Below are 23,588 nucleotides of genomic sequence, written 5' to 3' on the forward strand. Positions count from 1 at the left end.
CTCTTCCGCTAATACGCATTTTTAATTTGCTTCTGTAGAATTTCAAATGGCGCCGGTCCAGTATCGAGGATGCATTGGTGGAACTGATTCTGGGTAAAATCATCTCCCCAGGTTTTTATTGCCAGTTTCTTTAATTCCAGAAATTCCACGTATCCGATGTAATATTTGAGATAATTGCCGGGATCTGCGACAATCAGATCAAAAATGTCCTCGATTGTCTTTTCATTCGTGATTCCATAGGTTCGGAAAAAGGCAACTGTTTCAGCAAGAGTCCAGCCGTCATAGTGGATGCCCATATCGGCGAGGGCGTAAAGTCCGAGAATGACGGAGGCATTATGTTGGAGAAGTGTTGCCATATCATGAGAAAGCGGGGAATAGTAATAACTCAGCATTTCACAATATGTAGCCCAACCTTCGGTATATCCGCCAAATGACAGAAGATCTCGAATCGGAGGGTGTTTGGTGGCGGAGTAGTAGACCGTCTGATATAAATGCCCCGGATAACCTTCGTGTGCCAGAGTTGTAAAGAGAGTCAGGTCATCAGAAATGTGTCCGGGATTAATATAGATGACGTTTTCGCCACTGTTATCAATTGGCGGAATCATGTAAAAAGCAGGACTTAAATATTCTTCCATAGCTTCCTGAACATATTTTATTTCGAAAGAAACTTTTGGAGGTTTTGGGAATGAGCCGGATATTTTATCTTGCAGCGTATTTAAAATGTTGACCGGATCATCAGAAGAAAATTCGGTACCGTGACCTTTGAATAAATCAGAAGCTGCTCCCGGCGTGGTACCTTGTACAGAGCCAGAATGAGCTTCAGAGTTCTTATGGGAACTGGAATTGTTTAATAATTTCTGCATCGTTAGCAGGTCACTTTGAATTTGTCTTTGTGCAAGTTTCTGAAGCTGTGGAATGGTTCTGGCAGAACCGGTCTGTTCTTTTACTGAGAGTTCATAATATTTTTTCCCATCAGGAAGATAACAGAGTCCCCGTTTGTTGTTTCCGGTATCACGAAGATTTTGGAGTCCGTCACTAAGAAAAGTGAACGCCGGAAGAACGTAATTTAAAACGGCGTCACGATTTTGTTTCTTATAATCTTCAGAAGTTGCAGCAGGCAAATTCAAAGCGTCAATTTTAGAATCAAATGTGGCATAAAGATAGTTATTTTTCATGGTGGCAAATGTCTGACATTCCGTGATAATGTCGTCGGCGACGTAGGAAGCCATGAAAAGTCCGGCGTTGCTTTTTGCTTTCTCAAATGTGAGAATAGATTGGAAATAATCGGGAATGGTAGTCAGAAGTTTCAGGTAAGTGTCAATATCATCAGTATTATAAAAACGATATTCTGACAGAAGAATAGGAAGCTGTGCCTGAGTACCGGTAAGTGGTGTGAGAGGTTCTTCATATAAAAGATAAGGCCCCATTTCCAAAGAAGAGGTGTAAGAGTGTTCAAGAATGTCGTAAGTCAGCTTATTATAATCAGACAGCTTGTTCCGTTTGAACTGATGAAGGCTTGCAAGAGCATTTTCCGCAGAAGCACATATAAGCGCCGAGTCTGTTCCGGCGTATCCACAAGAGACAGGTGGATTTTGAATTCCATAAGATTCCGGATCTTTTACTGTGTAATGAAGCGTGATCGTATTCGCAGACACCTCCTGCCTAAATAGTTCCTCCACGTATCGGTCGAAGCGGGAATTCATATTCAAAGCTGAATTTCCACCAACAATCGCACTTAGAAGCAGCGTAAAAATCAGCAGGCCGGACATAAAACCAACCAATAGAAAGTGCCGTTTTTTATAAAGAGACATACAAAGAATCCTTTCAGTGCCTTTCTATAATATTTATGAACAGAGTTCGGAGAAAATGTGTTATCATGGAATACATGACATAGAAAAAATCAGGCATTCTTGAAAAAAAGTGATTTTTGTAAAATGTGTAGTGAATTTGCAGAAAATCACATTTGAAAGGAGTTAGAAAATGCAGCTAACACATTTTGATGAAAATGGAAAAGCAATCATGGTCGATGTTACGGAGAAAAATGACACAGTCCGGGAGGCTACGGCAAAAGGACGTATCCTGGTGAGCAAGGAAGTCTACGATGCGATTGAAGCCGGAACAGTCGGAAAGGGGGACGTGCTCGGAGTGGCAACAACTGCCGGAATTATGGGTGCAAAGAGAACTTCCGAACTGATTCCGATGTGCCATATTCTTCCAATCACAAAATGCCGTGTGAATTTCGAGATGAAACCAGAGGAATGTGCAATTGACTGTTATTGTACAGTAAAAGTGACTGGGAAGACAGGCGTGGAGATGGAAGCCCTCACAGGTGTCAGTGTGGCACTTCTTACTGTATATGATATGTGTAAAGCCATCGATAAATCTATGGAAATCGGAGAGATTTATCTTTGTCATAAAAGTGGCGGAAAAAGTGGTGAGATCAGAAACGAAAAGATTAACGGTCAGAAAGCAAGGCCTTGCCAGAACTAGGGAAGTTAGGGGAGAGCTAAATTCGTTGACAAATAAGAGGTTATTGCTATAATAATTTTATTACATATTAGAAATGGTGGGACAGATGAAGTTAGGCGCAGTAATATTGGTGGCCGGAATCGGGATACCAGATGAGGAGATGGAAAAGTTTCTTGAGATGAAGAGACCGACCATTTTCGAACAGATGATTGTAAGCTATCAACGTGCGGGTGTGGCAGACATTGCTCTGGTCACACGGGATGGAATGGCAGATAAGATAGAGCAGACATTGCACCGCCGCGGGGTTACATTTTTGGATATAGAGTCGGATTCCTTTGAATTAGCAGTTCTGAAGGGACTTTCTTATCTATCGGATACATGCGAACGTATTTTTGTCGGAGATATTCGTTTTCCTTTTTTTCAACCGGATATATTGGTAATGATGCAGAAGCGTCAGGCAGAATTGCTTGGTGCAGTATATGGAGGTATGTTTGGCGACTTAATCTGTACCAGTCAGGCATGCGCAAGAAATATCTGCAAAAAACTGGAACAACAGATTGAAGAGAGTGCAGAGATGGCAGAAGGAACAGTCAGAAGTACCGGTGTGGCGGCTTTCTGGAAGCAGTTCGGTTATCGGATCGCGCATATAGAGGTTGAGAATGAAGGGATTCTTGTGAAGGTGACATCGGCACGGGAATATGAAGAAAGACGGCAGATATTTGCAGAGAAGCAGATACGAGGTCATGTGAAAGTAAGTCTTGCAGTGAATCGTTCTTTTTTTGGACCGGGTGTTGTAACACTTCTGACTCAGATCGATCGTCTGGGTTCTGTGCGGGAGGCCTGCGCAAAGACCGGTATGTCTTACAGTAAAGGCTGGAAGCTCATCCATACAGCGGAGGAAGAGACTGGCTGGAAGATCGTGGAGCGCATGAGCGGTGGAAAGAATGGTGGCGAAGCCTATATAACTGAGCGTGGGCATATGCTTCTTGAAAAATATGAACTTTACAGGGAACGCGTTGAAGCGGCAGCTCAGGATATTTATAAAGATGTTTTTCAAGATGGTGAATTATTTTAATTAAATTCTGGAATTAAGTTAAAAGCACTTCTACAGGGGACGAGCAGCTAATAACAAAAAGGGAAAGAAGACTGGCGCATGAGAATTTTAATAAGAGGAGCAGGAGATCTGGCTACAGGAATTGCATATCGCCTATATAAATGCGGATTTGAAATTATTATGACAGAGACGAAAGTTCCATTGACTGTACGACGGACAATTGCATTTTCTAGAGCAGTGTATGAAGGAAATGCAGAAGTAGAACATGTTACTGCGAAACTGACTGACGGACCGGAACAGATAGATGATAGAATAAAAAAGGGGTATATACCGCTTCTTGTGGATCCAGGACTTAAGTATCTGAAAGAGTATAAGGCAGATGTAGTTGTAGATGCAATACTGGCAAAAAAAAATCTTGGAACAACGATAGACGCTGCTGAATTTGTAATTGGGGTCGGACCTGGATTTACCGTTGGAAAAGACTGCCACGTAGTAGTGGAGACTATGAGAGGACATAATCTTGGTAAAGTGATCCATGAAGGCTGTGCAATTCCGAATACAGGAATCCCGGCAGAAATAGGAGGATATTCTATTGAAAGGATCATCCGTGCATCGGCAGACGGACTTTATGAGCCTGTGGTTAAAATCGGTGATTATGTGGAAAAAGATCAGATTGTTGCTTATAGCGGTGGAAAATCTGTCCGAGCGTTGATGAGTGGTATTGTCCGGGGAATGCTGCAGCCAGGGGTAAATGTTACAATTGGCATGAAGTGTGGAGATATTGATGCCAGATGTAAGGAAGAATATTGCTATACAATTTCGGATAAAGCCAGAGCAATCGGTGGCGGGGTGCTGGAAGCAATCATGGAGCATTTCAATGGAGAAAAACATATCCTATAAGAAATGATGCGAGGGACAGGATAAAAGAATTTGTGAATTTTGAATGACTGAAGAATATGACGAATTGGTTGACAAAAAAACCTGTTTTGTTATAATATATTATATAAATTTGAGCGAAATTATAGGGGATTTTGTTTACCTTAGATAAAAGGTGAAAAATCCCTATTTTAATATCAAAAAAATTGATATTAAAATAACTGAGAAATGTTATAAAAATATTTTTTTAAACTGCGAATAGTTTTGAAAAAATATTCGAAGGGAATGGATAAAATGAAATTAATGCGAACGGAAGATGCAGTGGGGCAGGTATTGTGCCATGACATCACACAAATTATCAAAGGCGTTACGAAGGATGCCGTATTTCGAAAAGGCCATATTATTACAGAGGAAGACATACCGGTACTTTTAAGTGTGGGAAAAGATCACATTTACATTTGGGAGAATAATGAGAATATGCTTCATGAAAATGATGCGGCTAAGATCTTGTATGATATGTGTGCAAATGAGCACATGACCCCATCGGAAATCAAAGAAGGAAAAATTGAACTGATCGCGGAGTGTGACGGTCTTTTAAAGGTTGATACAGAGCGATTGAATGCAGTAAATGCGCTTGGTGAAATGATGATTGCCTGTCGTCATGGAAACTTTCCGGTAAAAAAGGGCGATAAGATTGCCGGGACAAGGATTATTCCTCTTGTTATTGAAAAAGAAAAAATGGAGCGTGCAAAAAAATTAGCTGGTGAAGAACCGATTTTTGAGCTGATTCCATTTAAAAAGATGAAAGCTGCAATTGTAAATACTGGAAACGAAGTATTTTACGGAAGGATCAAAGATACATTTACACCGGTTATTATCGAAAAATTGAAAGAATATGGAGCAGAGGTCGTCGGGCATGTAGTAAGTGATGATAACCATGAACATATTACAGCGGCTATTCAGAAATTTTTGGATGAAGGGGTGGATATGGTACTTTGTACAGGAGGAATGAGTGTGGATCCAGATGACCGTACTCCGCTTGCGATTAAGAATACAGGTGCTGAGATCGTAACTTACGGAGCACCTGTACTTCCGGGAGCCATGTTCTTGTTGTCCTACTATGGAGAGAAAAAAAGACCAGTCATTGGTCTTCCGGGATGCGTTATGTATGCGAAACGGACTATTTTTGATTTAGTTCTGCCACGGATCGTGGCTGGAGAGATTCTGAAAAAAGCAGATATTGATACACTGGGAGAAGGCGGCTTATGCTTGAATTGTCCGGTCTGTACTTTCCCGAATTGCGGATTTGGAAAGTAGGTGAGTGCAGATGTGGGAATTCTTACAAAAATTAAAACAACTGCAGCCGGAGAGCAAAAATATCGTTTTGACAGGACTGACAGGAGAGGCACTTGGGGAAAAAGCGCTTGTATCGAATGGAAAGCTGGTATGGGCATCTGTTGCAGGGGGATTTTTAGAACAGCATGACCAGCAGATAGAGCAGGTAGAAGTAAATGGTATAGCGCTTGTTGATGGCGAAAAAATATTTGGTGAAGTTGTAGGTGGACAGAAGAAAATCGTGATCTGTGGTGGGGGACATGTTTCCATGCCGATTATTCAGCTTGGCAGACAGATTGGATGTTATGTAACAGTACTGGAAGACAGACCGAAATTTGCAGATAACGCCAGAAGAGCAGGAGCAGACAAAGTTATTTGTGACACATTTGAAGCGGGACTGGAACAGATTCCCGGTGATTCAGATACGTTTTTTGTAATCGTTACCCGCGGACATGTGTATGATCGGATCTGTCTGGAAAGTATTGTAAGAAAACCACATGCGTACATTGGAATGATGGGAAGCCGCAGAAGAGTGGCACAGGTAAAACATAGTGTCCTTGAAAATGGAGCCGATCCACAGGTGATCAGTCAGTTACATTCTCCAATCGGCCTGGATATAAAGGCGGAGACACCGGAAGAAATCGCAATATCCGTTATGGCAGAAATTATACAGGTCAAGAATCAGGATAAACGAGGAGCCGGTTATTCGAATGAAATCCGGGATGCAATCGTGAAATGTGAGGATCAGAAAAAGATATTGGCGACGATAGTCGAACGAAAAGGAAGTGCGCCAAGAAGTATTGGAACGAAGATGTTGATAATGGAAGACGGACGATGTGTAGACACTATTGGGGGCGGCTGTATTGAAGCCGCGATTGTCAGCAAAGCGTTATTAATACTGCGAGGATGTGCAAAAGCGCCACAAATCGTGCATGTGGATATGACTGGTGAAGATGCCGAGAAAGAAGGCATGGTGTGTGGTGGTAAAGTAAAGGTATTGTTGGAGGAAGTTTAAAGATTTATGAAGGATCAGTATGGAAGAATAATAGATTATATGAGAATTTCCATTACGGATCGGTGTAATCTCCGGTGTCGGTATTGTATGCCGGAAGGAGTAGAATTAGTTCCGATGAAGAACATTCTTTCTTACGAAGAAATTGAGATGGTCTGTCAGGCGGCTGCAAAGGCCGGAATCCGTAAATTCAAAATTACAGGAGGAGAACCGCTGGTAAGACTGGGGTGTCCGGAATTGATTGGAAAGATTAAGAAGATTCCGAGAGTAGAGCAGGTAACAATGACTACGAATGGTGTCCTGCTGTCAAAATATTTGCCAGAACTATTGAAAAATGGGCTGGATGCGGTGAATATTAGTCTGGATACACTGGACCGGGAACGTTATCAGGTAATTACCGGACGGGACGAACTTTTCAGGGTGCTGGAAAGTGTGGATCAGGCAGTAGATGCCGGAATCCCGGTGAAAATCAACAGTGTACTTCAAAAAGGCATGAATGAGGATGAATTTCTGGCACTTGTAAGATTGACGCTGGAGAAAAAACTGGATGTACGTTTTATTGAGATGATGCCGATTGGGCTTGGAAAAAAGTTTGAGACGATTTACAATGAAGACATTTTGGAAGAGTTAAAGAAACAATATCCTGATATTCAGGAAGATCGACAGATTCATGGAAATGGACCGGCAGTTTATGTGAAGCTTCCGGGAGGTCAGGGAAGTGTAGGATTTATCAGTGCACTTCATGGAAAATTCTGTCAGTATTGTAACCGGATACGCATGACGGCGCAAGGGTGTTTAAAACCTTGTCTGTGCTATGGAAAAGGCGTGGAGCTGAAGGATATTTTTGACAGGCATGAAAAGTCGCAGAGATGCAGAACAACAATGGCAGATCAAGAAACATTGGAATATTTGTATCAGGCAATCACGGAGGCAATTCAGTTAAAGCCAAAAAGCCACCGTTTTGAAAATTTAAGTGAAATTACAGAAGATAAGAAAATGAGTCAAATTGGGGGATAGAGCTGTGGGAAAGATATTAGCAATTTGTATTAGTGAGAAAAAAGGAACTCAGAAAAAACCGATTGAGTCTGCAAGACTGGTGGAAGAATGGGGAATTGAAGGAGATGCCCATGTGGGTAAATGGCACCGTCAGGTGAGTATGCTTTCATTTGAAAAGATTGAAGCATTTCGAGAGAAAGGTGCGGACGTAGACTTTGGAGCATTCGGAGAGAATCTTGTTGTGGAAGGGTTTGATCTGAGTAAAGTCCCGGTAGGAACGAAATTTCAGATTGGAGAAGCAATTTTGGAATTGACGCAGATTGGAAAGGAATGCCATAGCCACTGTGCGATTTACAAGGTTATGGGTGACTGTATCATGCCAAGAGAAGGTGTGTTCACAAGGGTTCTGAAAGGTGGCGAGATTAAGGCTGGTGATGAGATTACAATGCTTCCATTAGAAAAAGATCGTCCGTTTACGGCGGCGGTTATTACTTTGAGTGATAAAGGTGCTGCAGGAGAGCGGGAGGATAAGAGTGGTCCATTGATTCAGGAGATGCTTATGAAGGAAGGATATGACGTGATAGAGACATTACTGCTTCCGGACGGAGAGCAGCCTTTGAAGCATCAGCTTATGAGACTGGCAGACCAGAGACAGGTCAATGTGATCTTTACGACAGGTGGGACCGGATTTGCAGAAAGAGATGTGACACCAGAGGCAACACAGGCAGTCTGTGACCGCATGGCGATGGGAATTGCAGATGCAATCCGTCAGTATTCACTTTCTATTACCGGAAGAGCAATGCTAAGCCGGGCTGTATCCGGAATTCGAAAAAAGACGTTGATCGTTAATCTTCCGGGAAGCCCGAAGGCTGTAAAAGAGAGTCTGGAGTATGTATTGCCACATCTGGGACATGGACTTGGAATTTTGCGTGGCACAGATGGTGAATGTGGAAATAGCTGATAATTCATGATATCAGTGAGGATAATAATAGCGGTTGCATGTGAGAGCAGACATGAAAATGTGTAAACACGCATAAACGACCGCTATATTATTTATAACACCGATTGTTTTTGTAAAACGAATCGCATTTTCAAAAACAGTCATTATGATAATCCAAAAGAGGGAGAAACGAGATGAAAAAAAGAGTATTAGCAACATTACTTGCAATGTTTATGGTATTAGGACTTGTAGCATGCGGAAGTAAATCCGACAGCAAAGATGACAAAAAAGAGGAGACAAAAACAGAGGCGAAGGCTGATGATGCAGAAGATGTAGAGCTTCAGGTATTTATTGCCGCCAGCTTGAGCAAAGTTATGGATGAAGTCGCAACAGAGTATCAGAAAGATCATCCAAATGTGAAGATTACATTTAATGCAGATAGTTCAGGAACACTGCTTACACAGATCGAGGAAGGATATGCGTGTGATGTATTCTTTTCAGCAGCTCAGAAACAGATGGATCAGTTGGAGAAGACAGACGGACTTGTAGTTGACGGAACACGTAAGAATGTTGTAAACAACCAGGTCGTAGTTGTAACACGTAAAGACAGTGGAACAAAAGTTACCGGACTTGAGACTTTAAAAGATGCTTCCAGTATCGCTCTTGCAGGTGGAAGCGTACCGGTTGGAAAATATACAAGACAGGCACTTGTAAACCTTGGAATTCTTGAAAAAGTTGATGATGTATCCACAATTCCTACAGAGACAATCTCCGAGAAACTTGGCGGAGTTGAGATCAGCGAGCAGGATAACGTAAGTAAAGTATTGGCAGCAGTTGTAGAGGGATCTTGTGAAGTTGGTACAACATACTATTCTGATACATATGGATATGAGGATGAGCTTAATATCCTTCAGACAGTAAGCTATGATCTTACAGGAAATGTAATCTACCCGATCGCTCAGGTTAAAAATGACGAAGCAAGTGATGCAGAAGTCTCAGAAGCAAAAGATTTCATCGATTTTGTAACATCTGATAAAGCAAAAACAATTTTTCAGAAATACTACTTTGATACAGATGTAGAGTAAGAAATATCTTTCCTAAGCCAGCAAAAAGTTGACTGGGAATTAAAAAAGCAAAAAAAGTCCCGTTCCTGTCTCAAAACAGGTCAGGGACATTCTTGAAGTCGGAGGAGGAATATAGATGGATGCAATGGAATCGATTATTAAAAATCTGGACTGGAGCCCGCTTTTTATATCATTAAAAACAGGAATCGTGGCGACTTTTATATCATTTTTTTTAGGAATTTATGCGGCGAGAAAAGTGGTAAAGACAACACCGGGCAAGAAAGCGGTCATTGATGGAATACTGACACTGCCGATGGTACTGCCACCGACTGTCGCAGGTTTCTTCCTGCTTTTGATCTTTAGTAAAAGAAGACCATTTGGAATTTTTTTGTATGAGACATTTGATATTAAGGTCGTGCAGTCATGGCTTGGTTGTATTATTGCAGCAACCGTTATCGCATTTCCGCTAATGTATCGTAATGCAAGAGCTGCTTTTGAACAGTTAGATGTCAATCTGATTTATGCAGGTCGCACACTTGGTATGTCTGACATCCGGATTTTCTGGAAAGTTGTGATTCCAAGTGCAGGACCTGGAATTGCATCCGGAACCATTCTTACATTTGCAAGAGCCCTTGGAGAGTACGGAGCAACATCTATGCTGGCTGGAAATATTCCCGGAAAGACGGGAACAATTTCTCAGAAAATTGCTATGGTCATTCAGGATGGAGATTATGCAACAGCGGGAGTATGGGTAGTGATCGTTATTCTCATCGCATTTCTTGTAATCTTTTCCATGAATTTTATATCCGGCACAAAGATGAAGAATATCAAACGCTGGTAGATCCGGTTAAACAACATACTGCATCTTCTGTATGTTGTTTGAGTTGCCAGGCATACGACAAAAAGAAATTGTGGATGGAGAATGCATGGGATTGTACGGGAAATTGTGGAAAGATGCGGGAAGGATAAAAAATGGGAATTAAAGTAGATATTAAGAGAAAACTGGGAGAATTCAGTCTTGATATACATTTTCAGACAGAATCGAAACGAATCGGGATTCTGGGAGCATCTGGTTGTGGAAAAAGCATGACGCTTAAGAGTATCGCGGGGATTGAGACACCGGATTTTGGAATGATACAGATTGATGATAAGGTGCTGTTTGATTCGGCCAATAAAGTGGATTTAAAACCACAGAAAAGAAATGTCGGATATCTCTTTCAGAATTATGCGTTGTTTCCAACTATGACAGTTGCAAAAAATATTGCGGCAGGTCTGAAAGGCAGCAAGGAAGAAAAGCAAAAAAAAGTACAGGAAATGATTGAAAAATTTGAGCTGACAGGACTTGCTGACCGGTTGCCGGGACAGCTTTCCGGTGGGCAGCAGCAAAGAGTTGCACTGGCGAGGATCATGGCGTATGAGCCGGATGTCATTCTGTTGGATGAGCCATTTTCCGCATTGGACGTATTTTTAAAAGACCGGCTTCAGCAGGAACTGATCGAGATGCTGAAGGATTATGAAGGAACTGTTATTATGGTATCGCACAGCAGAGACGAAATTTATCGTTTCAGCGAGGAACTGTTGATCATGGATCAGGGGAAACCGGTCATTTATGGAGAAACGAAAGAAATATTTGCGAAGCCTGTATATAAAGAGGCTGCAAAACTGACCGGCTGTAAGAACTTTTCCAGAATAAAACGTGTAGATGCACATACGGCAGAGATCCTTGACTGGGGAATTACATTACATACGAATCAGGAGATTGATGAACAGGCAACCTGGTTTGGGTATCGGGCTCATGATTTTGTGCCGGTGTGGGGAAAGCGAAAGGAGAACTGTCTGAAGATAAATGTTGAAAGTGAGGCAGCACTTCCTTTTGAAAGAAATTATTACCTTTACCCGGAGGGGGAAGAAAATCAGAATAAACAGACGATCTGCTGGTTTCTTCAGAGAAAAAAGCTGGAAAAAATCGGAGAGAAAGGAATGCCGGATTATCTGGAACTTACGGAAGAGGGCATGATGTTCCTGAGAGGATAAAAAAGAGGTTTAAGTAGTTGCGGGTTTTATAGGGGTATGTTAGACTGAGCATAGAATAGATTTGAAAAAAACTCAAAACAAGGAGGAAAAAGGTATGAAGAGAATGAAAAGAGTATTGGCTTTGGGGATGGCGGTACTGATGTGTATGGGGCTGACTGCATGTGGCAAAGATTTTGATGCAGCAGGATATACAAAATCGGTATTAGATGCAAATTATCATGCGCAGTATGATAAATATGCCGAATACCGTGGAATTTCTGAGAGTGATGCGAAAAAAGAAGTGACAGAAGGTATGAGAACTCAGATCGAGAGCGCATTTTCAGGAATGGACGTTAGTGATGAGATGATGGATAAATACATAGAGGTAGCTGATAAGGCCTATGATCTGGCAGATTTCACAGTAAAAGATGCCAAGAAACAGGATGATGACAGCTATGTAGTAACTGTAGTGATCAAGCCATCAGATGTATTCAGTAATTCTTCCAATTATATAAATGATATTGCAACAGAGTATGCAGATCAGGGAAAAGATCCGACACAGACAGATGTGCTTATGGATATTTTAGTTGAGAGCTTGAACCGTGCGATTGAAGCAAACTCTTACGGTGATGAGACGACATTGGAAGTTCACGTAACAGCGGACAAGGATGGGGCATACGGAATCGAAGAATCGGAGATGGAGACACTGGAAGCAACTATGTTCCCAGGCGAATAAATTAGACAAAACAAAGTATCTAATAGCTAGTTTAATAGCTGAGTTTAATAGCTGAGTTTATAGCTAGTCATAGGAAAGCGATATAAAAGGCTTGACATGCCAGTCCTTACTGTGCTACGATTTTTACGTTGAAATTCTTTTATATCTATTATAGAAGAGATGTAAATATTCATAAGATAACCAGAATGATTCATGGGAATTGCTGAATATTAAAAATGAAACAGAAAATGCGTGGAAAAAGAGAGTACGGTTGGAAAGATTCTACAGAGAAGCCCCGGTTAAGCTGAGAAGGGCGGATTGGAACAAGCGGAAGATGGCTTTGGAGCAGTGAGTGTGAAGAGTGGCAGACAGGTCAGAGATTTAGCACTTAATGGGATTCGCCCATTACAGCGAAAGAGTGTAGATGGCACTCGATGAGGTTCTGATCCGTGAGGATAGAGCGAAAAGAAGTGGTAACGCGGAATATCCCGCCTTCTCAGTATGAGAAGGCGGTTTTTTTGTATAGGTAGGAAATTGCATTTCCTACCTATACAAAAGGCCACCGGCAGGATGTGAAAAAAATTATCATTAAATAATGAAAAATTAAGATTATAGAAGGAGAGAAGAATATGTGTGAGAAATGCAACAAAGGAAAGTATTATATTACTACAGCGATTGCTTATGCATCAGGCAAACCGCATATTGGTAATACTTATGAGGTCGTTCTTGCAGATGCAATTGCAAGATACAAAAGAAGTCAGGGATACGATGTATTTTTCCAGACAGGAACTGACGAACATGGTCAGAAAATTGAACTGAAAGCGGACGAGGCAGGTATTACACCAAAACAGTTCGTTGACAATGCAGCGAGAGAGATTAAGAAAATCTGGGATTTAATGAATACTTCCTATGATAAATTTATCCGTACGACTGATGAGGATCATGAAGCACAGGTCAAGAAAATTTTCAAAAGACTGTACGATCAGGGAGACATTTATAAGAGTTCATACGAGGGAATGTACTGTACTCCTTGTGAGTCCTTTTGGACAGAGTCTCAGTTAGTAGATGGAAAATGTCCGGATTGTGGACGCGAATGTAAACCAGCGAAGGAAGAAGCATATTTCTTCAGAATGAGCAAATACGCTGACCGTCTGATCGATTATATCAACACGCATCCGGAATTTATTCAGCCTGTATCTCGTAAAAATGAGATGATGAACAATTTCCTTCTTCCAGGTCTTCAGGATCTGTGCGTGTCCAGAACATCCTTCACATGGGGAATTCCGGTTGACTTTGATCCAAAGCATGTTGTGTATGTATGGCTGGATGCCTTGACAAACTACATCACAGGAATCGGATACGATTGTGATGGAAACAGCACAGAGCAGTTCAAGAAAAACTGGCCTGCAGATTTACATTTGATCGGAAAGGATATTATCCGTTTCCACACCATTTACTGGCCAATCTTCCTGATGGCACTGGATCTTCCACTTCCAAAACAAGTATTTGGACATCCATGGCTTCTGCAGGGCGATGGTAAGATGAGTAAATCCAAGGGAAATGTATTGTATGCTGATGAATTGGTAGATTTCTTCGGAGTTGACGCAGTACGTTACTTCGTACTTCATGAGATGCCATTTGAGAATGACGGAGTTATTTCCTGGGAGCTTATGGTAGAGCGTATGAATTCCGATCTGGCAAATACACTTGGAAATCTGGTCAACAGAACCATTTCTATGACAAATAAATACTTTGGCGGAACGGTGACGAATAAAGGTGTTGCTGAGACAGAAGAAGACAAAGCAGTTGATGCGGATCTGAAAGCAATCACAGAGGATACGCCAAAAAGAGTGGAAGCTAAGATGGACGAGCTGCGTGTGGCAGATGCGATCACAGAGATTTTCGTACTCTTCAAACGCTGCAACAAATACATCGACGAGACAATGCCGTGGGCACTTGCAAAAGAAGAGGCTAAGAAAGACCGTCTGGAGACAGTGCTCTATAATCTGATCGAGAGCATCAAAACAGGCGCAAGACTTCTGGAGTCCTTCATGCCAGAAACATCTGAGAAGATTCTTGCACAACTTGGTGACGGAAAAGTGACAGAAAAGCCGGAAATTCTTTTCGCAAGATTAGACGTAGAAGAAGTAATGAAGAAAGTAGAAGAACTTCACCCACAGATGACAGCAGAAGAGAAAGAGAATCAGGCAGATGGTGAAGAAGAGACAGTAATCGATATTGATGCAAAACCAGAAATTACATTTGACGACTTCGGAAAAATGCAGTTCCAGGTAGGTGAGATCATCTCATGCGAGGCAGTTCCGAAATCTAAGAAATTACTGTGCTCACAGGTAAAAATCGGAAGTCAGGTAAAACAGATTGTATCCGGAATCCGCAAACACTATACACCAGAAGAAATGGTCGGCAAGAAAGTTATGGTACTTGTGAACCTGAAGCCGGCAAAACTTGCAGGAGTACTTTCAGAAGGAATGCTTCTGTGCGCAGAAGATGCAGAAGGAAATCTGGCCCTGATGACACCGGAAAAAGCAATGCCGGCAGGGGCAGAGATTTGCTAATATACAGAACTTAAAATTTGTGTACGGCGAAGCACAATTCAAAAAGGGACAGGTTAACAATCGCTGTAAGAAGCGGAAAAAGGCAGTTTAAATAATTACACAATTTAATTGGGGACGGGGTTTTTTTGAAAAAACCCCGTCCCCAAAGGAGGAAATATGAGTAAGATTAGAATTGGTATTGTAGGTTATGGTAATATTGGCCGTGGCGTTGAGCAGGCAATTAAGAGAAATGAGGACATGGAGTTGGCGGCAGTTTTTACAAGAAGAGATCCTGCGTCTGTCAAAGTTGCGACTGAGGGTGCGAAAGTAGTGCACATGGATGATATGTTATCTATGAAGGGTGACGTGGATGTAATGGTTCTGTGCGGTGGTTCTGCAACGGATCTTCCGGTCATGGGTCCAGAGATTGCAGCGAATTTTAACACAATTGACAGTTTTGATACACATGCCAAGATCCCAGAGTATTTTGCAAATGTGGACAAAGCTGCAAAAGAGGGAAATAATATCAGTATTATTTCTGTTGGCTGGGATCCGGGAATGTTCTCTTTGAACCGTCTCTATGCGGAGTCTATTCTTGTCCAGGGAAGCACATATACATTCTGGGGCAAGGGTGTAAGCCAGGGACATTCTGATGCTATCCGCCGTATCCCGGGTGTGAAGAATGCGATCCAGTATACAGTTCCTGTTGACGAGGCTGTTGCTCAGGTGAGAAGTGGAAGTGAGCCAAAGCTGACTACAAGAGACAAACATACGCGTGAGTGCTATGTCGTAGCGCAAGAGGGTGCCAACAAAGCTGAGATTGAAAATGCGATCAAGACTATGCCGAATTATTTTGATGAATACAACACGACCGTTCATTTTATTTCTGAGGAAGAGCTGAAGAGAGACCACAGCAAGATGCCTCATGGTGGATTCGTGATCCGCACAGGTGAAACTGGAGAAGAGGGCAACAAGCATGTGATTGAGTATTCTCTGAAACTGGATTCTAATCCAGAGTTCACAGCGAGCGTTCTGATTGCTTATGCAAGAGCAGCTTACCGCCTGAATCAGAAGGGCGAGAACGGAGCAAGAAGTGTATTTGATATTGCGCCTGCATTGTTATCTATGAAGACACCAGAGCAGCTCAGAAAAGAGATTCTGTAATATGATTATCGATACACATGGACATTACGATGACGAACAGTTCGATGTGGACCGGGAAATGTTGCTGACGAACTTAAAGGAGCGTGGGCTGAAAGCAATTGTGACGGTGGGTGCTTCTATGCAGACAAGTGAAAATGCACTTGCGCTGGCACATCAGTATCCGGCAGTTTATGCGGCTGTCGGTGTCCATCCGGACGAGGTCGGCGAGTTGAACGATGATGCGCTGGCGCGTCTGGAGGAAATGTGTCACGATCCGAAAGTGGTTGCTGTCGGTGAGATTGGTCTTGATTACCACTGGGATGTGGAGCCGAGAGAGGTTCAACAGAAGTGGTTCATCAGACAGCTTGATCTGGCGAGAAAGGTCGGGCTTCCGGTAAATATCCACAGTCGTGATGCGTCGGAAGATACATTTCTTATTATAAAGGAGCACGCATCGGATCTGACCGGAATTATCCACTGTTTTTCCGGTTCAAAAGAGCTGGCGGCTGAGTATGTGAAACTGGGATATTATATCGGAGTCGGTGGTGTCGTCACTTTTAAAAATGGAAAGAAACTAAAAAGTGTCGTGGAAGCAATACCACTGACATCGATTGTACTGGAAACGGATTGCCCGTACCTGGCACCGGAGCCGAACCGCGGCAAGCGAAATGAATCTGCATATATCCAGTATGTGGCAGAGGAGATCGCCCGGCTGAAAGGAATTTCTGTGGAGGAGGTTCTTACACAGACTGAGATAAATGCGAAGCAGGTATATCAGCTGCGGGCAGTATCATAAATTAAAAATATGTGAAGTGATATGTCGGAAATTTCATACAATCTTAATAACATTTTTTATCGACATAGTGTATAATATCTTTAATGGCAACAGTGCCGGTACGAGGAGGACAATCCTTCCAGTACCGGCACTTGAGCCAAATGAACATAAATTGCTGTTTGTTCATCTGGCTTATGGTTTGATGGAATGAAGGAGTAATAGAAAGAAGTATGAGTAAACCAACACTTGGAAATCCACAAAATACAATTGAAATATTGCAAAAGTATCATTTTAATTTTCAGAAGAAATTCGGACAGAATTTCCTGATTGACACGCATGTGCTTGAGAAGATCATCAGTGCGGCCGGAATTACAAAAGATGACATGGTTCTGGAGATTGGACCGGGAATCGGTACCATGACCCAATATCTGGCTGAGGCAGCAGGAAAGGTAGCTGCCGTGGAGATTGATAAGAATCTGATCCCGATTTTGGAAGATACCCTCAGCGAGTATGACAATGTCATGGTGATCAATGATGATGTACTGAAAGTAGATATCCGTGGTCTTGTGGAGAAGGAGAACGGCGGACGTCCGGTGAAGGTGGTTGCGAATCTTCCATATTACATTACGACTCCGATCATTATGGGGCTGTTCGAAGGAAATGTTCCGGTTGAAAGTATTACGGTCATGGTGCAGAAGGAAGTTGCAGACCGTATGCAGACCGGACCGGGAAACAAGGATTACGGAGCATTGTCACTGGCTGTCCAGTACTATGCAGATCCGTATATAGTGGCAAATGTACCTCCGAACTGCTTTATGCCAAGACCGAAGGTTGGTTCCGCAGTCATTCGTCTTACAAGACATGCGGCTCCTCCGGTGAAAGTGGACAATGAGAAGTGGATGTTTGATATTATCCGAGCATCCTTCAACCAGAGAAGAAAGACACTGGCAAATGGATTGTCTAATTCTGACAAGATTGATTTGCCGAAAGATGTGATTACAGAAGCAATTGCAAAGCTTGGCAAAGGAGAAAGTGTTCGCGGTGAATCATTATCGCTGGAAGAATTTGCTGCGCTTAGCAACGACTTGTGGGAAAAGAAAGGGAGATGATTTATGGTAGGAAAGACAGTGAATAAAAGCGTAGACCGTGCATTATTTGAGATTACTCCGGAGATTCAGCATTTTGCAGGATTGTGTGAGAAGAATAATGCCATTGATAAAGAGCTGTATACTAAGTACGAAGTAAAAAGAGGGCTCCGTGACCTGAACGGAAAAGGTGTGCTTGCAGGACTGACCAATATTTCCGATGTATGCGCCAAGAAGATTGTGAATGGCGAAGAAGTTCCATGTGCCGGCAATCTTTATTACAGGGGTTACAATATCAAAGATCTGGTTGGCGGTTTCTTGAAAGAAGATCATTTTGGATTCGAAGAGATTGCTTATCTGCTTTTATTTGGTGAACTTCCGAATAGTTCTGAACTTGAGATGTTCCATGAAACTCTGGTGGAGAGAAGAACGCTTCCTCCGAATTTTGTGCGTGACGTTATCATGAAGGCTCCGAGCGGCGACATGATGAACAGTCTGTCCAGAGAAATCCTGAATCTCTATTCCTACGATGATAAAGCAGACGATACGACCATCTCGAACGTACTGAGACAGTGTCTGAACCTGATCAGCCAGTTTCCGATGCTAATGGTCTATAGTTATCATGCATATAACTTCCGCATGGGAGAAGACCTGTATATTTATGCACCACAGCCGAATCTGTCCACAGCTGAGAACATTCTGATGATGCTCCGCGAGGATAAGAAATATACGAAGCTTGAGGCAAGGATCCTGGACATGGCACTGGTGCTCCACATGGATCACGGCGGTGGTAATAACTCAACATTTACCACTCACGTAGTTACGTCCTCAGGAACAGATACGTACTCTACAATGTCCGCAGCGATGGCATCTCTTAAGGGACCGAAGCATGGCGGTGCCAATATCAAAGTAACGCAGATGTTCGCAGACATGAAGGAAAAAATTTCCGACTGGACGGACGAAGACGAAGTACATCAGTATCTGGAAGACCTTTTGGATAAGAAAGCATTTGACCAGAAAGGGCTGATTTATGGCATGGGGCATGCGATTTATTCTGTATCCGATCCGCGTGCGGAGATTTTCAAGCAATTCGTAGAGCAGCTTGCGAAAGAAAAAGGACGGGAAGAAGAGTACGCACTGTATGCTATGGTAGAGCGCATGGCTCCACAGGTCATCGGCGAAAAGCGTAAAATTTACAAAGGTGTAAATGCAAATGTGGACTTTTACAGTGGTCTTGTGTATAGTATGCTGGATCTTCCGGCATCTCTTTACACTCCGATTTTTGCGGCGGCCCGTATTGTAGGCTGGAGCGCCCACAGACTGGAAGAGCTCAAGAATGTAGATAAGATTATCCGACCGGCTTATAAGCCGTTGTCTCCATACCGTGAGTATGTGAAGATGGAAGATCGTTAGTCTCCGGTAAAAAAAATAAAACCCTGCAGCGGCCCAAAGCTTGCGGGGTTTTACTTTGTTTTTGATAATAAAATTCCGTTTCTTTTACTTAGGATCATACAGCCTGAAGAACTGATTTGTTACGGCTTAGATAGGCGACAAGGATGTCGAAAAATTCACCGGCCGTTGGACGGACATGTAATGGCCGGAACGAGTAGGACTGAAGCTGATCGTAACCATTTTCCCAACAGACTCTTATAACAGTGCGGATATCACGTTCAACACTTCCGACTGTCGTCTTATACTTTCTGGCAATCTCCGGATAAAGCTGTTTACTGATAGCAAGCAGATATTCCTCGTCTGTCAGACATAATTCAATCCCATAACTTAGATAGCGATATCCCCTATATGTAGCACCTACTCCAAGGGTACGGATTACATAGTCAATGTCGTGAGTGTACATAGAAAACTCCCCCTTTACAAACTAGAAATTATGAAGTCTAAGTAAGTTTTATCTTTTGGTATTTTATCAAAATTTGTTGAAAATAAAGGGTCTTAGATTTCGTTTACATTATTTTAGACATTTTTCGACGTTATTCTTGAAAATATTCATCATTTCTTAAGAAATCCATTCCTATGTCTTAAATTTTATTTGCTAATCTTGTATAGTAGATATGAGAGGTGAAATGAGATGGCAAAAATATTAGTATGTGATGATGATAAAGAGATTGTAGAGGCGATCGAGATATATCTGACCCAGGATGGACATCAGGTTCTGGAAGCTTACGATGGAATCGAGGCAGTGGAGATCTTGAAAAAAGAAAGTGTAGATCTTCTGATCATGGATATCATGATGCCGAGAATGGACGGAATCAGGGCAACTTTAAAAATTCGCGAGAAGCACAATATTCCGATTATTATTCTGTCTGCGAAATCCGAGGATGCGGACAAGATATTGGGACTTAATATCGGAGCTGATGATTATATAACGAAACCATTTAATCCGCTGGAGCTGGTTGCCCGTGTGAAATCACATTTGCGCAGATATATGCAGCTTGGAAGCACGGCGATAAAGGAGAGCGAGGCAATCTATACAGTCGGCGGACTGGCGATCAACGATGATCTGAAAGAAGTGACAGTAGATGGCGAGCCGGTGAAGCTTACCCCGATTGAGTACAACATTTTGCTGCTGCTTGTAAAGCATCAGGGCAAAGTATTTTCTATTGACCAGATATATGAAAATATCTGGAATGAAAATGCGGTGGGTGTTGATAATACAGTGGCAGTGCATATTCGTCATATCCGTGAGAAGATTGAGATCAACCCGAAAGAACCAAGATATCTGAAAGTCGTGTGGGGCGTAGGGTATAAGATCGAGAAGCAGTAAAAGCAGGTCGGGGTAAGACCAGTAAGAAAAAGCTAACAGAAGGGAGACGTTATGGAAAAGATATGGCATAAGAAAAAAAAGACCAGAATTTTGTTGATCATAATTGCAAATGTTATGGTTATTTCGATGATGCTCGGCGTTATGAGCATCATGTCTTACGCAGAACTTTTCGATGACCTTATAACAGGAAAACTTACGCAGAGCTATGAAGATTCCTATGACTTTGATACAGAGCTTATGAACAGTGCGTATCAAGTGATGTCCGGCATTGACAGTGAGCAGATGTTTGAGACAGATGGAAAGATTGACGAGGATAAGCTGGTCGATATTCAGGTATATAACAATAGTGAGACGATCAGTGGTCAGAATGAAAGCGGTCTTTCATATCGATTGGGAGATTTGTTGAATTGGTATCAGGAATTGATCTACAGTGAGAGTACCAGTTATGTCGGAGATACAAACACGGATTCAGCAGAATTAGAAGGCGACGACGCAGAAGATCTGAAGGCTCCAATCGTTTGTAAATTATCAGATGGAAGTTATCATTACTATAGCCAGGATGATTTTAATGAAAAGGTGTTAAATGGTGAATTAAAATTTGTAATGACAGATGGAATAGGTGCGGAGACATCGGAGCAGATCTTAGATGAGCTGGAAAATGTGGATATATCAGATAGAAATGAAATGACGGAAGAGGAAAAGAATTTTCGGGGAATCGAAGATGCAGAGGGAACTATGCTCTATGTAGATTGCTGGAAATATGATGGAGTGTTATTCCGTGAGGAGGCAGCTCCACTGGAAGCAGAAAATCTCTTGCAGATAGTTAACGAGAATTCCAACTGGAATGGCAGGCTCAATGAAGCTTATAATATGCTGGAAAGCTGTATTTATCAGATTGGAGAGCGCTATGCAAATTATGAGAGCCTGACAGAGCAGTATAAAGAAGGAGATAGTAATTTTTTCTATTATTATTTAGATTTAAAGAGTGGAAAAGTCGTCACAAATCGGGAGGAGCTGGGGCAGGAAAATAATATTAATGATGTTGCTAAAAGTGTTCGTAAGATGGGGAAATATGTCATAGTAAAATCAAAACTGTCAGAGTTTGAGACGAATATTCAGGAAGCAGATGCAGAACTATGGCAGTCACAGACCGTTTATCTGAGTAATGCAGATAAAGGAGAGTTTGTGTTTATGACAGGTGTGGATACGAAGTATCCTGTGAAAGATAGTTATTATAAAAATGCACATTTTTATGAAAAGTATAGTCCGTTTGTCCGAGGAGTCAGTGCAGGAATGATTTTGGCGTTTTTAATATTTTTTGCCAGTGTAGTATGGCTTGTTGTAATCGCAGGTCGAACGGAAAGAGATGGAGAACTGCATTTATATAAATTTGACAGATGTAAGACAGAAATCGGAGCTGCAACAGTTATATTTGCATGGTTCGTACCGTCACTATTGACCGTGCTTTTCATGGGAGCTGCAGGAATTATCTCCCAGAAAACATTTGCAGTAGGAAATGGTATTCTTTCTTACGAAACATTTTTTGGAGTGATTGGATTCGGAGGACTTGCAGTCTATACATGTAATATGTTTCTCGTTGGTATTTTGAGTCTGGCCAGAAGAATAAAAGCAGGAATTGCATGGAAGAACAGTTTTCTGTACAGTGTCGTAGAGTTTGTGAAATTATTGATTCGAAATGCCAGACACATAGCAAAAATAATTGTTTTATATCTTGCGTATGCAGCAGTACATTGGGTGGCATATCTGGCATCAGGCTGGCCAAGTGCATTTTGGTCATTCGTGATTTTCATTGTGCAGACAGCAGGATTTGTAATCCTTGTCAACTGGGCAGTCGGACGACAGAAAATTAAAGAAGGTATTGAGAAAATCAGTGAAGGTGAGCTGGATTACAAGATTGATCTCGAAGATATACATGGAGAACAACGCAAGATTGCAGAACAAGTCAATTCTATCGGAAGCGGACTTGATGCGGCAGTCGAGAAGAATATGAAAAGTGAGCGGTTAAAGACAGATCTGATTACAAATGTATCTCACGATATCAAGACACCGCTGACATCCATTATTAATTATGTAAATCTCTTGAAACAAGAAAAATTTGATGATCCGAAGATTCAAAGATATATTGAAGTTCTGGAAGAAAAATCTCAGAGATTGAAGACTTTGACAGAAGATGTTGTAGAAGCATCGAAAGTCAGCTCAGGTAATATTTCTCTCGAGTTTATGAATATTAATATGATAGAACTCATCCAGCAGACGAGCGGAGAATTTGAAGAAAAATTCCAGGCCAGAAATCTGACACAAATTATGAACCTCCCGGAAGAAGATGCGATTGTTCGGGTAGACGGAAGAAGAATGTGGCGCGTGCTTGCAAATATTTATAATAATGCTGCAAAATATGCTATGGAAGGAACACGCATCTATGCAGATCTGCAGACACTGGACGGAAAAGTAATCTTCAGTCTGAAAAACATATCTGAGCAGCCACTTAACATTTCCTCGGCAGAAGAACTGACTGAACGATTTATCCGCGGCGACCTGTCACGAAGTACCGAAGGAAGCGGACTTGGATTGTCTATTGCGAAGACATTGACCACAATGATGGGTGGAACATTTGATTTGTATCTGGACGGTGATCTATTCAAAGTCGTGATTATATTTGATAAAATAGATTGATAAATTTTTAGTTAGGGACGTAGAATTTCGCCAAAGTACTACGTCCCTAACTTTAATTTGCCTTGTCCCCAATCAACTTTTGC

At 41.9% G+C, this 23,588-nt stretch carries 20 protein-coding genes; 18 read left to right on the forward strand and 2 right to left on the reverse strand.

Annotated features, from left to right (window positions below; translation table 11 throughout):
* Positions 1 to 8: 8 nt before the first annotated feature.
* Positions 9 to 1,811, reverse strand: coding sequence for a DUF885 domain-containing protein (locus NQ560_RS00400; protein ID WP_005331818.1), 1,803 nt, complete (start codon positions 1,809 to 1,811; stop codon positions 9 to 11).
* A 169-nt stretch (positions 1,812 to 1,980) separates the two neighbouring features.
* Between NQ560_RS00400 and moaC the strand changes: the two genes are divergently transcribed.
* From moaC to NQ560_RS00480, 16 genes are all read left to right on the forward strand, one after another.
* Entirely contained in the window at positions 1,981 to 2,490 is a 510-nt protein-coding gene (moaC, locus tag NQ560_RS00405) for a cyclic pyranopterin monophosphate synthase MoaC (protein WP_005331819.1), read from the forward strand.
* A gap of 85 nt (positions 2,491 to 2,575) precedes the next feature.
* Entirely contained in the window at positions 2,576 to 3,544 is a 969-nt protein-coding gene (locus NQ560_RS00410) for a LysR family transcriptional regulator (protein WP_154104215.1), read from the forward strand.
* 78 nt (positions 3,545 to 3,622) lie between these two features.
* Positions 3,623 to 4,423 carry a selenium-dependent molybdenum cofactor biosynthesis protein YqeB gene (gene yqeB / locus NQ560_RS00415; RefSeq protein WP_005331821.1) on the forward strand — a complete coding sequence of 267 codons (801 nt, stop codon included), beginning with the start codon at positions 3,623 to 3,625 and terminating at the stop codon, positions 4,421 to 4,423.
* Positions 4,424 to 4,693: 270 nt separating this feature from the next.
* Positions 4,694 to 5,716: a molybdopterin-binding protein gene (locus tag NQ560_RS00420; protein ID WP_040015367.1), complete on the forward strand. Its 1,023-nt coding sequence runs from the start codon at positions 4,694 to 4,696 to the stop codon at positions 5,714 to 5,716.
* 10 nt (positions 5,717 to 5,726) lie between these two features.
* A complete protein-coding gene (locus NQ560_RS00425) occupies positions 5,727 to 6,749 on the forward strand; it encodes an XdhC family protein (protein ID WP_005331823.1) in 1,023 nt (340 codons plus the stop codon).
* 6 nt (positions 6,750 to 6,755) lie between these two features.
* Positions 6,756 to 7,763: a GTP 3',8-cyclase MoaA gene (gene moaA / locus NQ560_RS00430; RefSeq protein WP_040015368.1), complete on the forward strand. Its 1,008-nt coding sequence runs from the start codon at positions 6,756 to 6,758 to the stop codon at positions 7,761 to 7,763.
* Positions 7,764 to 7,767: 4 nt separating this feature from the next.
* Positions 7,768 to 8,703: an MOSC domain-containing protein gene (locus NQ560_RS00435; RefSeq protein ID WP_005338178.1), complete on the forward strand. Its 936-nt coding sequence runs from the start codon at positions 7,768 to 7,770 to the stop codon at positions 8,701 to 8,703.
* Between the two features lie 173 nt (positions 8,704 to 8,876).
* Positions 8,877 to 9,767 carry a molybdate ABC transporter substrate-binding protein gene (gene modA, locus NQ560_RS00440; RefSeq protein WP_005331826.1) on the forward strand — a complete coding sequence of 297 codons (891 nt, stop codon included), beginning with the start codon at positions 8,877 to 8,879 and terminating at the stop codon, positions 9,765 to 9,767.
* 115 nt (positions 9,768 to 9,882) lie between these two features.
* The gene (modB, locus tag NQ560_RS00445) at positions 9,883 to 10,587 is read left to right on the forward strand and encodes a molybdate ABC transporter permease subunit (RefSeq protein ID WP_005331828.1); all 705 of its coding nucleotides are present in this window, start codon (positions 9,883 to 9,885) and stop codon (positions 10,585 to 10,587) included.
* A 131-nt stretch (positions 10,588 to 10,718) separates the two neighbouring features.
* Complete coding sequence (locus NQ560_RS00450; protein WP_005331830.1) at positions 10,719 to 11,780, forward strand: sulfate/molybdate ABC transporter ATP-binding protein; 1,062 nt, start codon at positions 10,719 to 10,721, stop codon at positions 11,778 to 11,780.
* Positions 11,781 to 11,874: 94 nt separating this feature from the next.
* The gene (locus tag NQ560_RS00455) at positions 11,875 to 12,495 is read left to right on the forward strand and encodes a hypothetical protein (protein WP_040015369.1); all 621 of its coding nucleotides are present in this window, start codon (positions 11,875 to 11,877) and stop codon (positions 12,493 to 12,495) included.
* Positions 12,496 to 13,103: 608 nt separating this feature from the next.
* Positions 13,104 to 15,050, forward strand: a complete 1,947-nt coding sequence (gene metG, locus NQ560_RS00460; RefSeq protein WP_005331833.1) for a methionine--tRNA ligase — start codon at positions 13,104 to 13,106, stop codon at positions 15,048 to 15,050.
* Positions 15,051 to 15,206: 156 nt separating this feature from the next.
* Positions 15,207 to 16,193 (forward strand): diaminopimelate dehydrogenase, encoded by a 987-nt coding sequence (locus tag NQ560_RS00465; protein WP_005331834.1) that lies wholly within the window; start codon positions 15,207 to 15,209, stop codon positions 16,191 to 16,193.
* Position 16,194: 1 nt separating this feature from the next.
* Complete coding sequence (locus tag NQ560_RS00470) at positions 16,195 to 16,968, forward strand: TatD family hydrolase (protein WP_005331835.1); 774 nt, start codon at positions 16,195 to 16,197, stop codon at positions 16,966 to 16,968.
* Between the two features lie 209 nt (positions 16,969 to 17,177).
* Positions 17,178 to 18,056: a 16S rRNA (adenine(1518)-N(6)/adenine(1519)-N(6))-dimethyltransferase RsmA gene (gene rsmA, locus NQ560_RS00475; RefSeq protein WP_005331837.1), complete on the forward strand. Its 879-nt coding sequence runs from the start codon at positions 17,178 to 17,180 to the stop codon at positions 18,054 to 18,056.
* Positions 18,057 to 18,059: 3 nt separating this feature from the next.
* Positions 18,060 to 19,445, forward strand: a complete 1,386-nt coding sequence (locus tag NQ560_RS00480; protein ID WP_005331839.1) for a citrate/2-methylcitrate synthase — start codon at positions 18,060 to 18,062, stop codon at positions 19,443 to 19,445.
* A gap of 94 nt (positions 19,446 to 19,539) precedes the next feature.
* On the opposite strand, the gene NQ560_RS00485 is transcribed toward NQ560_RS00480, so the two are convergent.
* The gene (locus NQ560_RS00485; RefSeq protein ID WP_005331841.1) at positions 19,540 to 19,887 is read right to left on the reverse strand and encodes a sporulation initiation factor Spo0A C-terminal domain-containing protein; all 348 of its coding nucleotides are present in this window, start codon (positions 19,885 to 19,887) and stop codon (positions 19,540 to 19,542) included.
* A gap of 228 nt (positions 19,888 to 20,115) precedes the next feature.
* On the opposite strand from NQ560_RS00485, the gene NQ560_RS00490 reads away from it, so the two are divergent.
* Both NQ560_RS00490 and NQ560_RS00495 read left to right on the forward strand, forming a co-directional pair.
* Positions 20,116 to 20,811, forward strand: coding sequence for a response regulator transcription factor (locus NQ560_RS00490; protein ID WP_005331843.1), 696 nt, complete (start codon positions 20,116 to 20,118; stop codon positions 20,809 to 20,811).
* Between the two features lie 51 nt (positions 20,812 to 20,862).
* Positions 20,863 to 23,505: a sensor histidine kinase gene (locus NQ560_RS00495; protein WP_005331845.1), complete on the forward strand. Its 2,643-nt coding sequence runs from the start codon at positions 20,863 to 20,865 to the stop codon at positions 23,503 to 23,505.
* The last annotated feature ends 83 nt before the right edge of the window (positions 23,506 to 23,588 follow it).

Source organism: Dorea formicigenerans, assembly GCF_025150245.1.
In the GTDB taxonomy this organism is placed as follows: Bacteria; Bacillota; Clostridia; order Lachnospirales; family Lachnospiraceae; genus Dorea; species Dorea formicigenerans.

Bases quoted from the DNA above. Each gene is read 5' to 3' on its own strand.
- NQ560_RS00400 (WP_005331818.1), bottom strand. From the start codon at position 1,811: ATGTCTCTTTATAAAAAACGGCACTTTCTATTGGTTGGTTTTATGTCC.
- moaC (WP_005331819.1), top strand. From the start codon at position 1,981: ATGCAGCTAACACATTTTGATGAAAATGGAAAAGCAATCATGGTCGAT.
- NQ560_RS00410 (WP_154104215.1), top strand. From the start codon at position 2,576: ATGAAGTTAGGCGCAGTAATATTGGTGGCCGGAATCGGGATACCAGAT.
- yqeB (WP_005331821.1), top strand. From the start codon at position 3,623: ATGAGAATTTTAATAAGAGGAGCAGGAGATCTGGCTACAGGAATTGCA.
- NQ560_RS00420 (WP_040015367.1), top strand. From the start codon at position 4,694: ATGAAATTAATGCGAACGGAAGATGCAGTGGGGCAGGTATTGTGCCAT.
- NQ560_RS00425 (WP_005331823.1), top strand. From the start codon at position 5,727: ATGTGGGAATTCTTACAAAAATTAAAACAACTGCAGCCGGAGAGCAAA.
- moaA (WP_040015368.1), top strand. From the start codon at position 6,756: ATGAAGGATCAGTATGGAAGAATAATAGATTATATGAGAATTTCCATT.
- modA (WP_005331826.1), top strand. From the start codon at position 8,877: ATGAAAAAAAGAGTATTAGCAACATTACTTGCAATGTTTATGGTATTA.
- modB (WP_005331828.1), top strand. From the start codon at position 9,883: ATGGATGCAATGGAATCGATTATTAAAAATCTGGACTGGAGCCCGCTT.
- NQ560_RS00450 (WP_005331830.1), top strand. From the start codon at position 10,719: ATGGGAATTAAAGTAGATATTAAGAGAAAACTGGGAGAATTCAGTCTT.
- NQ560_RS00455 (WP_040015369.1), top strand. From the start codon at position 11,875: ATGAAGAGAATGAAAAGAGTATTGGCTTTGGGGATGGCGGTACTGATG.
- metG (WP_005331833.1), top strand. From the start codon at position 13,104: ATGTGTGAGAAATGCAACAAAGGAAAGTATTATATTACTACAGCGATT.
- NQ560_RS00465 (WP_005331834.1), top strand. From the start codon at position 15,207: ATGAGTAAGATTAGAATTGGTATTGTAGGTTATGGTAATATTGGCCGT.
- NQ560_RS00470 (WP_005331835.1), top strand. From the start codon at position 16,195: ATGATTATCGATACACATGGACATTACGATGACGAACAGTTCGATGTG.
- rsmA (WP_005331837.1), top strand. From the start codon at position 17,178: ATGAGTAAACCAACACTTGGAAATCCACAAAATACAATTGAAATATTG.
- NQ560_RS00480 (WP_005331839.1), top strand. From the start codon at position 18,060: ATGGTAGGAAAGACAGTGAATAAAAGCGTAGACCGTGCATTATTTGAG.
- NQ560_RS00485 (WP_005331841.1), bottom strand. From the start codon at position 19,887: ATGTACACTCACGACATTGACTATGTAATCCGTACCCTTGGAGTAGGT.
- NQ560_RS00490 (WP_005331843.1), top strand. From the start codon at position 20,116: ATGGCAAAAATATTAGTATGTGATGATGATAAAGAGATTGTAGAGGCG.
- NQ560_RS00495 (WP_005331845.1), top strand. From the start codon at position 20,863: ATGGAAAAGATATGGCATAAGAAAAAAAAGACCAGAATTTTGTTGATC.